This is a genomic window from Paraperlucidibaca baekdonensis (assembly GCF_003387535.1).
Taxonomy (GTDB): Bacteria; Pseudomonadota; Gammaproteobacteria; order Pseudomonadales; family Moraxellaceae; genus Perlucidibaca; species Perlucidibaca baekdonensis.
In genome coordinates this window covers 1-12,719 of the sequence record NZ_QUNR01000007.1, presented here as the reverse complement: position 1 = coordinate 12,719, position 12,719 = coordinate 1, and the positions used below count along the sequence as shown (strand labels likewise).

Here is a 12,719-nt window from a genome sequence, read left to right as displayed (position 1 = left end):
GGAAAGCGGCATTGACCCGATTTACGATCAGCTACGCGGAAAGACTGCCACGGCAGTAACCGAAATCCCGGTTACACAAAATTCTGCACACCCTCTTTTGCAATAGTCACGAAGCGCTGCGTATTCGTGCGACAGCGTATCGCGAAGACTGTCATCACCACCAAGCATGTGTGTTAATTCGCTATCACACATCACCAGTATTTCTGGCCGCTTGTACGCTGTTCTTGCCATCCGACCGATCGCTTGTTGGATAATTCGGCGTGTTGCGTAAGGCGAATCATCCGTCAGGTTGTAGTTTGTCGTATTTTCTTCAGATCTGGCACCACATAAGATGCGGGTAATCCAAGTTTTTGTCTTTGTATGGGAGATGAATCCTGCGCTTTGTAGGCATAACAGCTGGTGAAGCGTGATGACCAAATTGGTTTTAGTATCGGAGTGCGTGAGCAACATATTTGTCGGCTTTTCTAAATATATTGCATCTATATCTCCGCGACATTGACCACTTTTTGCACCATCGCCAACCCATCTCAATGAGCTTTCGTCATCATTCAGCTGAACTCTGTAGTCTGGGTTTTTACCTTCTCCCATCGACGGATATGTACTGATGAGAATGACTTTGTCTAGCGTGGTGCTTAGATGTTTTTGAGCATCGTCGTAGCGACCATCTCTCATGGCTTCAGCATTAATGCCCGCAAAGAATTTTACAGGACGATTGCTACGCTCGTTGAGATATGCCTCAAGCGTCGCTATAAATGGTGGTTCGGCAACCAATGTACGATTAAGTAATGCCACCATATAGCGGCAGTAGGGCTGGAGGACAAATACTTCCATGGCGGCTAATAATTTGGAAAACCATTCAACGCCATAACTGTCGCCAGAGGTTTTAACGAGTGCTGCTAATGCCCATGCAAGATCTCTGGGTGGATGATTTTCATGCTGCGTCAGTACGGCGTTTACGTTGTCGGTTTGCGCGCGAATATATTGGCAATGAATACGGATGCCCGCCTCTTCGTAACGACGACGGCTGGTGTAATAAGCCCCCAGTTGTTTGCGTTGATCATCGCTGAGCGAGCGGTAGCGTGTTCCTAAGCGCAGACTTAAGTATTGGTGGTCAAAATTATGAATTACCGTAGGTGAGCTTGCTGTAGCACTGATGCCGAGGATATTGGCGCCAGAGTCCACCATTTGCGCAAGTAATCCGGTAGGCGTTGTGGATAGGCTTTTGTAGTGGCATGACATGGTGTCGCGAGCATCAGGGGTTCGTGCAACCTCGGTAAATTTAAGACCAATATCGTGATAGCTACGTTTTGCTAATCGTGAACGGTGATGGTCTAGCGACCTAAAGCGTGCGTTAAATACATCGAGCACGATGGGCCGGTACACTTCTAATCCATAATGAGTGAGCAACGATGTTACTGCTCCTAAGTACTGGTTGAGATGGTCAATGCGGCCTACAAAATCGAGCGTTTCATTCTTAATTATTCGCTGTGCCGACCATTGAAATGTTCGAGTGAATTCGCGAAATAACCAATCAGACTCATTAATAAAACGACTTAACATCTCATTCGGGCCTTCGATGTCGAGCATTGCCTTATCTGTTGAGACAATTATATTTTTTTGTCGCTCATGATCTGTGTGGATGCTTAAGTGATGCATTGTGCTGTGCGCATGAGTAATTGAGCGGTCTGAAAATAGTCGTACAGGACGCTCATCGAGCGAGCTACCTTCGATCATAAAGTGATATTTCATATGCCATGTTTGCGCATAGTCTTGAGTACGTTGGATTAGTGGCTCCAAAAGCTCATCTACCCCGTTATAGCGTGTACTTTTTTCTAAAACATGATGGCTTAAATTAGCGCTGATGCTTTTACCAAACTTCACTAAATCGATAGCTTGGGAGTCGCACAACACATCAAGAATTTCTGAGTTTTGACGATCAATTTCATCGATGATGAGCAGGCTTTTACTCAAGTGCTCAATTGGGTTAATGCGTGACTTTAAGCTGTCATAGCCATGCATGAATTTTTTCGTGGTCATAAAGAGTACACAGGCTTTGCCTTCAACCACTTTTTCGCCAGGAAGTAACTTGAATACAGCCTCTTGCTGATCTTCTGATAAGACGATCTTGTGGTTCGCCATCGTGAGGCGTATGTGATCCCTTAGTTGCTTGTAAGTTGTCCTCGCAAAATAGACCATATGCTTAGCAACTACGCGATTAGTGGTTGCTGACTTTTCAAAGCTATCAAGCTCTCGAAGTGCATCGCGAATTCTCCCAACATCACCATGTCGAAAGGCCGATAAAAGATGCTCTCTATCCTCATTTGCTAGAGATAGCAGCTGGTTGTCTTGTGCGTGCAGATGAACAATTTGTGATTTGAGAAACGCTTGTTGCTCATTATTAAAGCGCGGCTTGCCATCTATTTGTTGTTGCTCAATCAGTGCCTGTAGCCCATTTAGGCCATTGCGTACATTATCGGTAGAGTTGGTGATGTAGTAGGTGAGCTCAGGGACTATCTCGTCACTTTTCGAAAGGCTATTTTTTATATTCAGCAACATGCGCTCTAACATGAGCGCGCAGGCAGTGTGAGTTTTCCCAATGCCAGTTTGAGCAGGCAAGGGAATAAAGCAGCCATCGCTATACTTTGCTGAGTCGACTAGTCCTAATTGATTTTGTAGTAGGTCATCTAGAACGGTTAAATCTGGCGCTTGCGTAAAGTCAAAGCAATTAAAAGGGTGCATAAATTTTCCTTCTCAATTGTATGTGATGGCCATTGCTTGTTTGGTTGCCAATGACTTAGCAGCTGAGTAATTTCAGAGTTAACGGAACTAGCAGATACAGTATGTGAAGCTCATATTGTGAGCTTTGTTAGTGACTCATTAAAACGTTCGTTTTCGGTAAATTTTGGGCGCAATAATTTATATGATGCTAAAAAGAGGCTTTAGCTTGGTGGTGCAGGGCTATCAGTTTAGTGCTCGGGGAAAGGGTATTCAGCTGGCGCTAGGTCTTCTTCTGGTCCAAAAAACTGCAACTCGTTAGTCTCAGCTAGGTCAAATACTGAGTTGATTGTGGCGTCATCGAGTAAGCGTAAGATGGTTTGTTTTATCTCTGGTGAGCTATTAGAGAATTGTTCATCGTGTACAAGTTGATGCTCGATCAGGCCGCTTTCTTGTGCCTCTAAAACACAGTCGAAGTAATGCTTCTGAAAAGCTTTTTTTAAGGTTGTGCTAGCTATATCTTCGCTGCTTAATACATCCACAATAGCGCGTGAGATGGCATAGATAAAAATTTGGTTGCGCTCGTATAAAGTAAGTTGTTTGTTTACCTCTGTGATTGATTTTTCATGATTTTCTGTCTGCTGATTAATTTGCTGGTTTAGGCGCTGGTTGGCCTCAGTAAGTGAGGTTAGCAATCCTTTGAGCGTCGTATTTTCATTAGCGGCGGCTTCTATTGTTGTGCGCTGCTCATGGATCATTGTTTTCAGTTTGTCTGAGTGATTTTGCCATTGAGCAATAGCATCTTCAGACTCAGCAACAGTTTCAGTGTGTTGTTTTTCAAGCGCCTCAATTCGACTGGCCTGTTCTTGGTTTAGCAAAAAAAGACGCTCAATTTCTGCATTACCCTTATGAACTTGAGTATCACTTTGGGCTATTGCATCGCACCACCCGTTGCGATAACCCTCGCTTTCGCCATTAGCGAATGCGCGCTTGGAATTACGCCGTGCCGCAATCTGGTCATGCCATGCGTCATTTTCTAGTGAACGCACATGAGCTTCGCTTCCAATGTAGTTATAGAGATTGCTGCTGTTGTTATTACCGCCGTTGTTGTTATAGCTCATCTCGTGCTCCTTGCATCTTCAGATTGCTTGGCGTTTATTAGTCGTCTATAGGTAGTTCCCATGCCTTCAAACAATTTGTTATGGACTTTAATGTACAAAAATTAAGCTATCGTAAAAAGCTATATCTCGCCATTAATTTTTCAAAGATCACCTATGGGCTAGGCGAGAGACTCTTGAAATACTTCCCTGTCAAACTCAATGCCCGCTGCGGTATAGCGACCATCCTCCATTGAAGATGCTACTTCTCGGCTACATGAATCGACCGTGCACATCGCCCAAGCAATAAATCATTTCCTTCCTTTATTCGTTGTTGCCTTGCTGTTGAGCTGTTCCTAGCTTGCGCAAATGTTCACAAATTACCTCAGGCTTTATGCCGCCAGTCACGAGCTTGCTTAAGGCGGCCCCAAGCTCATTTTGCTGTTGAGTAGTTAGCATTTTGCTCACTACTTTGACTGTGTCATAGGGTGTCATTTTTGCAATCTGAAAGTTTTCGGGATCTTGATACCACTGTGTTTTTGTCGTGGCGTGAACATGCTGCTTGAGCTGCTTTTTGAAGTCTGCAGGTGTAGTAATGATTAACTCTGTTGGCGGTATAGAAAGCTCGTGAACAATGCCTGCAGGTAGGTGTTCCAACGATGGGTCTGGGGTTAATCCGGGCTCCAGTTGTATTCGTATGGCGATCAGCTTTTTAGTACCAGTCAGCAGTAGCGCGAGTGAGTGACTTTCAGAGAAGAGGGTAATGTCAGTGCGCGGTCCAATAAAGAGTTCGCGCTCCTCCGCAGGATGCCCCCCTAGCAAAGTGAATAGCGCTTCTAATGCGTTAACACCAATCCCCGTTCGCCACTCGTGAACAATATCGTGCCGCAAGCGCATGCCATTCACGCCCAACATATTGAGTAGTAGGGCGATTCGTTGTTTCGAAATCATCTGTGGCTTGCCGCGCAACCATGAGGAAATGTTGGCTGCTTTGATGCCGGTTGCCGCTTCAACACTCTTAAGTGTCTCGCCTCGTAAGGCCATCAACTCGCGTGCCAGTGTGATTTCAATGTCTCTTTCTTCGCTTAGTTGCATGGGTGCGCCCAAGTTCACTATGAATTGTTATGAATATTATCATGCTTCCTCTTGACATGTGTTTATTATTAATTACTATTAAGTCTGCCTTGAGAGGGAAGTATCATGCAGACAAAGTATCCATTGGTTGCCGTATCTAAGAGCACCTACGCGAGTATCCGTAAAGACTTAGCCAGGCAGCTGCCGTGGCTGACTCTAAAAGGCCGAGTGCTTGCGCCGGGGCAGTTTTATCACCTCAAAAATCTTATGTATGACGTTAGCGTCAAGCATGGCGACATGGAGTCGCTTCGTATTGAGTTAAGTGTGTTGTGCGCTAAAAAAACATTTGGCCAATGGGAAGTGAGGTTGGTCTGCGTCGAGAATGGCCTAGAGAGTCCTGCCCTCAATAACAAAGGCTTGTACTGGTTTTTAGATTCACGTTTAAAAAAACTAAATGCGCTAATCAACGAGTGCTGCCCAGCATGTGGTGCCGACGTACTTGATTGCGGCCATCCGCCTGGTGTCGTGTTTGCCACTGAGGTTAATGCTAGCCAAAAGCACACGGAGATTTCTGAAGCGAAACAGAGAATTGCTTTAGTCGATCAGGCACATGTGGCGTTAGCACGGAAAAGCGCGGGATCTAGTGTTGAGCGTGGGACACAACTGGGTCTGTTTTATCAAAAGCTGCTAGAGACCAATGGGCATATGCGTGAGCTGCGTGGCGTGCCTGCTGATATCGATCAGGTGCTAATCGACTTCCGGGCACAGTTTCCCAATTTCGAAGGGCTTTATGAGCTGTTGATGGATCAGTTTGCATTAAGCCGTGCAGCGAAATCGCCCATTCAGATTCCACCTGTGTTGTTGGTGGGGCCGCCTGGTGTAGGAAAAACTGAAGCCTTGCGATGGTTATGTCAGCGTTTTGCGATGCATTTTGAAATCATCGATATGTCGACAGCGCAAGACGTGTTTCTGCTTACTGGGAGTGACATGCGCTACAAGAACTCGCAGGCCGGCCTCCCGTTGCAGGCGTTAATGGCGCAAGACTATGCCAATCCATTTATTTTGCTCGATGAGCTTGATAAAGCCTGTGGGTCTAGAGATGGACTCGCTATCCAGCCATTGCTAACCCTACTTGAGAGAAAGTCTGCGAAGCAATTTAGAGATTTGGCCGTCGGCTTTGCGGTCGATGCAAGTCATATCAATTGGTTTGCTACGGCAAACGATGCCTCGCTGATTCCTGAGCCCATCATGAGTCGCCTTCAGGTGATCAATATTCAAGTGCCGAGTACTAGTCAGCTGCGCCAAATTGCCACTTATCTTTATCGAGATTTGTTAATCGAGCAGCACTGCCATGGCGTATTTAGCGAGTACTTAGATGAAGCTGTGGTGACGAGCTTGGTGTCGGGCTCGCCACGTGCGATGAAACGCGTGCTACAGAAAGCCATGGGCAGAGCGGCTCGTGATGGACGAGGCGTGATTCAACTTGAAGATATTGAGCATCCAGAAATCGAAAAGAAGCGCTCGATTGGGTTTGTTTTGCACTAAGCCGGCAATTAAGGGGAGTGATCAAAGTCTTGGTGAGTGGGCGGCTCAGGCTTGAGCAGCTGATGCAGCTCCACGTCAAGTGCAGCTGCCAAGCGGGTCATGATGAGTAGTGAGGGGTTACCAATGCCACGTTCAATTTGGCTGACAAATGTGCGATCAACATCCGCCATTAAGGCAAGTGCTTCTTGGGATAAGCCCAGCGCTTTACGTCGGCCTTTGAGCTGCGCGGCAAAGTGGGCAAAAGCAGAGTTGATGTGCTGTTTCATGACAGCAGCTTGTGTTGAATAGGGATTGTAAATCCACGGGATATAATCTACAAAGCATCATTGATCCAATACTAAAATGACAAAAACAACAGGTGAATAATCATGAAGCGCGGAAAAATTGTGCAGTATGACGGTGCTAAAGGTGCGGGAGTTGTGGTTGTTGATGGACAGCAACTGCTGTTTGACATTAGCCAGTGGCGGGGCGATGAAGCGCCTGCCTTAAATCGATTGGTTGAGGTTGCGGAAGAGGCGGGTAGTGTGACATCTGTCTCGCCTGTGTCGGAAACAGATGTGTTGAGAGAGCAAACGCAGGCGGTACAAAAGCAGGTTCAGGAGAAAGGCAAGTTAGCCTATGCCCAAATTACGGCTACTTATGGCCTGCCAACAAGTATTGCTTATTTACTGTTTGTTATTGCGATTTATATGCTGAGCTTTGTCAGCATCAAGGTCTTCATGGCAAGCAGTTCATTGACACTGTCTCAACTAGTTACTCAATTGAATATGACAGGGCAAAGCACTTTGGCCGGACCACTGTTTTGGCTGGCTTTACTCGCTCCCATCGTGCCGTTCTTTTTCAAACATCGGATGGCTTGGCTAGGGCTTACGGTTCCTGCGCTCTTGGTGCTGCTGGTTGGCTTTAACCTGTGGAGTCAGTATCAGAGTCAAGTTGAAGCAATGCAAAATCTCCAATCTGCCTTCAGTGCTTTTGGCGGAGGCAAGCAGGCTCCGAGTTCGTCATTTTCAAACATGTTCTCGTTTGGTGCTGGCTTTTATGTGGCGTTGCTAACGTCCGCCTTTTTGGCTCGAACGGGCATCGCTCGCTATCTGGCTCGCTAAATTAATTCAAATCAGGAAAAGAATAATGAATACAAATAAGCAGGTATGCGTGCTGGGCATGGCTTTAACGTTAATGCTATTGGCAGGCTGCAGTAAAAATGAAGTAGAGGTTGGTGAGACTAGTTTGGATGGCTCTGCATCGGGCATGACTAAAGCTGTGCAAGCTCAGCCCGCCAAGAAAAGCCAGGCTGGCGTAAACGTGCCCATTTCATCGTATATCTTGCTATCACCTGATGAAGACCAGATTATTTTGACCAAGCTCTTAGTCGCCAAATCTGGCAACTTATTTAGCGAGAGCGAGGCTTTAGACCTGCTGTCTGCTCAGTATTACAACGAGCGTGATGCGTTTAAGAAGAAGGATATCGCTAAAGCGTTGCTGCCCGAGCTCAATAAAGAGTTGCAGGCCATGGCTGGCACAAGTTACTTGGCCATCCCGATTGAAACTGTGCCTTATGGTCAAAAAGGTCGGTCGGCATTTAGTCTCAATCCATTAAGTGTTCAAACGTATAACTTTGATTTGAGTGGTTTTCCTTTAGCTGGTTCATATAGCGCTAAAGACTGCTGGAGCTCGTCTTTTCAGAACAGGCAAAGCGTTCGGGTTTCGGTGTCAGGGCCAGATGTTCCATGCTTTTTATCGGTTAAAGATGAGGCTCAAGCTCGAGCAATTGAAAACGCAATTCAGTCACAAGATCTAAAAGTGCAGGGAATGGCTTATATGCAAATTACTGCGAGTGAGCGAAGCCTTCATGGCCAGATTATGCATGCGCATATTGAGCTAACTCATCAGGTGACGAAGGAAAAGTTGGGTGCCTTTGATTTGTAGGGAGCGGCACTTGTAAAAATTCCATTTGGCCTTAATCTCAATGCAGTTCATAGAAAGGGAATTCATTATGAAACTAAGCAAATTTGTTGGCGCTGTATCAGTTGCCGTTGTGTTGAGCGCTTGCGGTGGTGGTGGTGGTTCATCCGCAAAAACAGTCGTTGATGGTTCATCCACTACTCCTACCAATCCAACAACTCCCGAAACTCCCACTGGGCCTCCGAAAGTTACTCCAGCTCCGGATGTATCTGATGGCACTCCGGCAGGCTCTTTAACGAGAAGGGCAGCCACGTCGAACTGCCAGCTGACACAAGCTACTGGCGGCTTTCCAAGCCGTCAGCTGAGCATTGCGGCCGCTCGATTTGTGCAGGTCGTTGAGCAGGATATGACGGATGCTGCTAGTCAGTTAGCGGCCGAAAAAGCAGTGTTAGTTCGCGTCGATGTTGTCAGCCCACAAGATGTGATACTGCCTGCAAAGGCCGTTCTGCAGATTGGTAATAGCACGGGTGGTTGCGTTAGCTACGACTTAGTCGCCACTAGCCAAACGGCTCCAACTGCTCGCGATGCCACGACATTGTCCAAAAGCTATGTGGCGCGTATTCCGGCGCTGGATGTCGGCAGCAATTGGGCCGATTACCAAGTAGTGGTTGATCCACTTCGCCAGTCCACAGTTGCAGCGGCAGATGAGCTGTATGCGACTGGGCCGTTGCGTGTGAGGCCTGCAGCTACTGATAAGTTGATTTACATGCCTATTCGCTTTGAAGGGCAGGTCGGTCAATTTGCTACGGTCAGCGAGTTCGAGAGCCTTATTAAACGTGTGTTTCCACAAAGCTCATTAGCGACTACAACTGACCCCGTTCGTACGCTAGAGGCATTAGATAAGGATAAGGCGATACGTATAGAAGGCAGTGTCTATGTTTTTGATTTCAAGGTTATGAGTAAGGCGCTCTTTGAGATCGACGCCGACTGCCTTATCAATCGTAATGCAGGAGTCGACCAGTTTCGTTTTGCGACTAAATGTCTAGCAGCGTTTCCAGGCAATATTCGATTTGTTGACGATTCAATGTCCAATACTATCGTTGGTTTAGCGACTCCGGCAGCTATGTTTTCTGAAAGCTTTATGTCCGTGGACATTAACACCGTCACTAGCCCTTACAACGGATACTGGCTAAGCCGTGGGGCGGAAACCTTTATTCATGAGATGGGGCATATTAACTCGCTTGGTCATGCTAAATGCGGTGTTTTTGATCAAGTAGATAGTGATCTTTACAACGATGGCTCATTAGGCCCCATTGGAGTCGGCTATGACTCAGGTCGAGATTTCTACTTTCAGTCTGCACGTAGTGGCTCGTTTGACATGATGTCCTACTGTGGTAATGGTTGGATGTCTGATAAGGGCTATCGCAAAGTCATTTCATTTAAGTCGGGTGACAATGATGAGCAAAGAGCTAGTGCTCGCAGCACTAGTGGTGCGAGTGAAAGCTCGCCTCGAATGGTCTACTTAGCGAAGGCTGATGGTCAGTGGAGAGCACTGAGCTCTCCAATGCCTCATCAGTTGAAGGCACTATTGCCAGCCCAGGTAAAGGCCTTGCTACCCACCGCCTTAAACGGCCTTGAAGTGAGTGTCTACAACACGGATGCAGGCCCGATGCTTGATGGCCCATATTTCCTGAGCGCTACACCTGAAGTCTTGAGTAAGCTAAAGCTGCTGGGTTTGGCAGATAGTGTGTTAAGGCAGTTGGTGCGCTAGATAGTAGAGATAGCCAGTTCTGAATGATCGGTCTTGAAGAGTGTTTTCGACATTCCGCTCTGATGAAGGAGTTTCATTGACATGAAGTTGATAGTTCTTCTTTTGGGCGTCGTGGTGTTTGGAGCGTGGGCGCTATTGTCTTACGTTCTCCTTGGAGGCGTTGATGCCTCTTGGCTAAAGCTAACGCTACCGAAATCCACATCAGAGTTTGGGGATTCTATCGGTATTCTTAATGGCTTGTTCTCGGCTCTTGCCGTAGTGCTTGCATTGATCGCGGTTCTGCTCCAGGGTAAGGAGCTGAAGGAGTCAACGAAGGCGCAGAACGAACAGACGGATGCTTTGAAGACACAGCTAGATCATCAGAAGCGCTTAAACAACGAACAGCTTAAGCGTTCGCAGACCATGATGGAGCAGCTGGAGCAGCAGCAAATGGCTACCCGGGCCCTCATACTGCAAGCGAAGCAGCAGTATCATTCAAGCGAAATTGCTCGGATGGATGCAATACTCGATAAAATTGATGGAAACCACGATAAGTCCGATTTGTTCGAGAGCTGTAGGCTTAAGAAAAAAGGACATATTAAAAGCATAAATACCATCCAAGTTGAGCTTGATAAATTAAGCTGATGGTTCATCAGATGCGGCCGAAAAAGTCATCGGAGGCAGCAGTTTTTGAAACTCATGCAAATGCTTAAAAACGAATGGGATTTTCGTCGGGTTGCGATGTCGAATATGCCATACCTGAAGTGATGAAATGAACCAGTCAGGAAAGCTCATACCTGCATGATCAAGGTGATAGATGTGCGAAAAGTTCTCGGTTGTTTGCTGTGGTGAGTCTTTAGACCCAGCACAATAAAGACCTTGATCAGGTACGTACCAAATATCTCTCATGCCACCTAGTGGCCCATCTTTGCCACGTAGCGATGTATTTAGCATATGGCCATGTTTTGCAAGGTGCTCATGGAAGGCAATTTCAGCACGACTTCTATGATGCACTTTGGCGACATCATCAACCTCAAGTTGTCCACCCAGTGCGCGAGCCAAAAGCGGCTCTAGTGTTGATGCCAAATCTGGTCCTAATGGGTGGTCGGTAAGAAACTCATGCACCAGAGAGATCGGAACCGTTTTCTGCCGATCATGCTCAATTTGGCCAAGCAATTTTGTAAGCTCGACATGGTTGGGTATGGCAATTGCTTGCGTGTCTTCGAGCAACATTAATTGTTCGTTATGGCTATCGTAAATGACGTAGGGAAATTCTTTTTTTGAGCTATCGAGTCGTTGCAATTGTGCTTTCGTGGCTGATGAAAACGCTTGCACGATCTCAGTTTGGCTGGCCTCCCAAAGCTTAAGCTGTTGATCAGTTACCTGAGCACAAAGCCAGATAGAGGACTTTTTATCTTTATCTGGATGCTTAGTCGCTAACATAAATATGAGCTCGGCTGGTAGGCTTGGATAGTCTGCTAACAACTTGCCTTGAGCGATCTCAGACTTCACGATGAGTTCGGTAAATAGGACATCGGTCACATACGAATTATCAAGGTGTATCGACTCGTTGGTACAAGATTGGATGGCTGCTTTCGGGAATCGCGAGCGTAGCTCGGGATATGGGTCATTAAGCTTGCTGGACTCGTAGAAGTCCTTCGGCTTAACGATATGAAGAATGGCCCCATCCTGTGAGCTTAATTCTGAGCAGATACTAACGCCGCGCTCAGCTAACGCCTTAGCAAGCATGTCTTTAGCGGCTGCGTCTTCGGAGCTGTCGATGAGCATAATTGGTTTGCCACTCAGTAGCTCAATCAGCTTTTTGTAGTCTGTATCGATATCTCTTTTATTTAGATTAGCTTGCTTAGCTTGAAAGGATCGCAGCTCTATTTTTGCCATGCGGCCATAAGCTTTATGAAAGTCGCTTAAAAATAAAGTCAGGGCACCTAGACGGCTTCGCTGAAATTTCTCAGGAGACTTAGCCGATACCTCGTAAGCCGGTGCTCGAGATTTATCAGCTCTAAAAATTGGAAGATTAAGATAAGCACCTTCGGTATTTTTGGCTAAGGTTTGACTGGCGTTATCTAGGTCAAAGCTAGGCTTGTTACGCGCTCGACCAACTAGCTTTCCTTCATAAAAATGAGCTTCTCGGGAGCTAAATGTTGTGGTGCTAGGTTGCAGATGTTGTGCAAATATACCTCTGCAGGACATAGGCCGGACTTTGCAGCAAATAATTTCTTGATACCCATTTTGATGCTGTTTATGCCTAACCACATAATGCAGATTGCTGGCGAAAAACCATGGAGACTGACGTTGACTATTGTTAGCTAATTGGGTTGGTAGCGCGTTGGTAAGAAGCGCAAGAATTACCTTCGGTGGTGGCGCGGCATCGTCGAGCAAGCGTTTAACAGTGACATCCTCCTCGGAGAAATTGAACTCTTGGCCCTTAGCAATAAGTGCAATGTAGCGATCATTTGATGCCCAACTCACGGCTAAAAATTTATTAATTTTGAGGCGATAAAGCTTAGTTAGTAGCGCTTGGAGGGTGTCCTAGACTTTGTGTAACCGGTCTACCAAGCGACACTGTCGCATCAGACCGGAGACACCATGAGCAAGGACAAACCCCCCATCAACGA

10 protein-coding genes are annotated in these 12,719 nt (G+C 46.5%); 5 read left to right on the top strand and 5 right to left on the bottom strand.

The window, feature by feature from the left end; translation table 11 throughout:
- Positions 1 to 27: 27 nt before the first annotated feature.
- From DFR26_RS10970 to DFR26_RS10960, 3 genes are all read right to left on the bottom strand, one after another.
- The gene (locus DFR26_RS10970; protein ID WP_116209101.1) at positions 28 to 2,739 is read right to left on the bottom strand and encodes a hypothetical protein; all 2,712 of its coding nucleotides are present in this window, start codon (positions 2,737 to 2,739) and stop codon (positions 28 to 30) included.
- Positions 2,740 to 2,966: 227 nt separating this feature from the next.
- Positions 2,967 to 3,836, bottom strand: coding sequence for a hypothetical protein (locus tag DFR26_RS10965; RefSeq protein ID WP_116209098.1), 870 nt, complete (start codon positions 3,834 to 3,836; stop codon positions 2,967 to 2,969).
- A 300-nt stretch (positions 3,837 to 4,136) separates the two neighbouring features.
- Positions 4,137 to 4,907, bottom strand: coding sequence for a helix-turn-helix domain-containing protein (locus tag DFR26_RS10960; protein WP_116209096.1), 771 nt, complete (start codon positions 4,905 to 4,907; stop codon positions 4,137 to 4,139).
- 105 nt (positions 4,908 to 5,012) lie between these two features.
- On the opposite strand from DFR26_RS10960, the gene DFR26_RS10955 reads away from it, so the two are divergent.
- The gene (locus DFR26_RS10955; protein ID WP_116209093.1) at positions 5,013 to 6,431 is read left to right on the top strand and encodes an AAA family ATPase; all 1,419 of its coding nucleotides are present in this window, start codon (positions 5,013 to 5,015) and stop codon (positions 6,429 to 6,431) included.
- Positions 6,432 to 6,439: 8 nt separating this feature from the next.
- Here the strand turns inward: DFR26_RS10955 and DFR26_RS10950 are convergent, their stop codons facing one another.
- Positions 6,440 to 6,697, bottom strand: coding sequence for a helix-turn-helix domain-containing protein (locus DFR26_RS10950; RefSeq protein ID WP_116209091.1), 258 nt, complete (start codon positions 6,695 to 6,697; stop codon positions 6,440 to 6,442).
- Positions 6,698 to 6,799: 102 nt separating this feature from the next.
- On the opposite strand from DFR26_RS10950, the gene DFR26_RS10945 reads away from it, so the two are divergent.
- From DFR26_RS10945 to DFR26_RS10930, 4 genes are all read left to right on the top strand, one after another.
- On the top strand, positions 6,800 to 7,534 hold the full coding sequence (locus DFR26_RS10945; RefSeq protein WP_116209088.1) for a hypothetical protein: 735 nt from the start codon (positions 6,800 to 6,802) through the stop codon (positions 7,532 to 7,534).
- Positions 7,535 to 7,559: 25 nt separating this feature from the next.
- Entirely contained in the window at positions 7,560 to 8,357 is a 798-nt protein-coding gene (locus DFR26_RS10940; RefSeq protein ID WP_116209086.1) for a hypothetical protein, read from the top strand.
- Positions 8,358 to 8,424: 67 nt separating this feature from the next.
- Positions 8,425 to 10,104: a hypothetical protein gene (locus DFR26_RS10935; RefSeq protein WP_147300301.1), complete on the top strand. Its 1,680-nt coding sequence runs from the start codon at positions 8,425 to 8,427 to the stop codon at positions 10,102 to 10,104.
- An 81-nt stretch (positions 10,105 to 10,185) separates the two neighbouring features.
- Entirely contained in the window at positions 10,186 to 10,728 is a 543-nt protein-coding gene (locus DFR26_RS10930; protein WP_116209080.1) for a hypothetical protein, read from the top strand.
- On the opposite strand, the gene DFR26_RS10925 is transcribed toward DFR26_RS10930, so the two are convergent.
- Positions 10,720 to 12,573 carry a hypothetical protein gene (locus DFR26_RS10925; RefSeq protein WP_147300300.1) on the bottom strand — a complete coding sequence of 618 codons (1,854 nt, stop codon included), beginning with the start codon at positions 12,571 to 12,573 and terminating at the stop codon, positions 10,720 to 10,722. The two genes, DFR26_RS10930 and DFR26_RS10925, sit on opposite strands and share 9 nt — an antisense overlap.
- Between the last annotated feature and the right edge of the window lie 146 nt (positions 12,574 to 12,719).

Bases quoted from the DNA above. Each gene is read 5' to 3' on its own strand.
- DFR26_RS10970 (WP_116209101.1), bottom strand. From the start codon at position 2,739: ATGCACCCTTTTAATTGCTTTGACTTTACGCAAGCGCCAGATTTAACC.
- DFR26_RS10950 (WP_116209091.1), bottom strand. From the start codon at position 6,697: ATGAAACAGCACATCAACTCTGCTTTTGCCCACTTTGCCGCGCAGCTC.
- DFR26_RS10930 (WP_116209080.1), top strand. From the start codon at position 10,186: ATGAAGTTGATAGTTCTTCTTTTGGGCGTCGTGGTGTTTGGAGCGTGG.
- DFR26_RS10965 (WP_116209098.1), bottom strand. From the start codon at position 3,836: ATGAGCTATAACAACAACGGCGGTAATAACAACAGCAGCAATCTCTAT.
- DFR26_RS10945 (WP_116209088.1), top strand. From the start codon at position 6,800: ATGAAGCGCGGAAAAATTGTGCAGTATGACGGTGCTAAAGGTGCGGGA.
- DFR26_RS10960 (WP_116209096.1), bottom strand. From the start codon at position 4,907: ATGCAACTAAGCGAAGAAAGAGACATTGAAATCACACTGGCACGCGAG.
- DFR26_RS10955 (WP_116209093.1), top strand. From the start codon at position 5,013: ATGCAGACAAAGTATCCATTGGTTGCCGTATCTAAGAGCACCTACGCG.
- DFR26_RS10935 (WP_147300301.1), top strand. From the start codon at position 8,425: ATGAAACTAAGCAAATTTGTTGGCGCTGTATCAGTTGCCGTTGTGTTG.
- DFR26_RS10940 (WP_116209086.1), top strand. From the start codon at position 7,560: ATGAATACAAATAAGCAGGTATGCGTGCTGGGCATGGCTTTAACGTTA.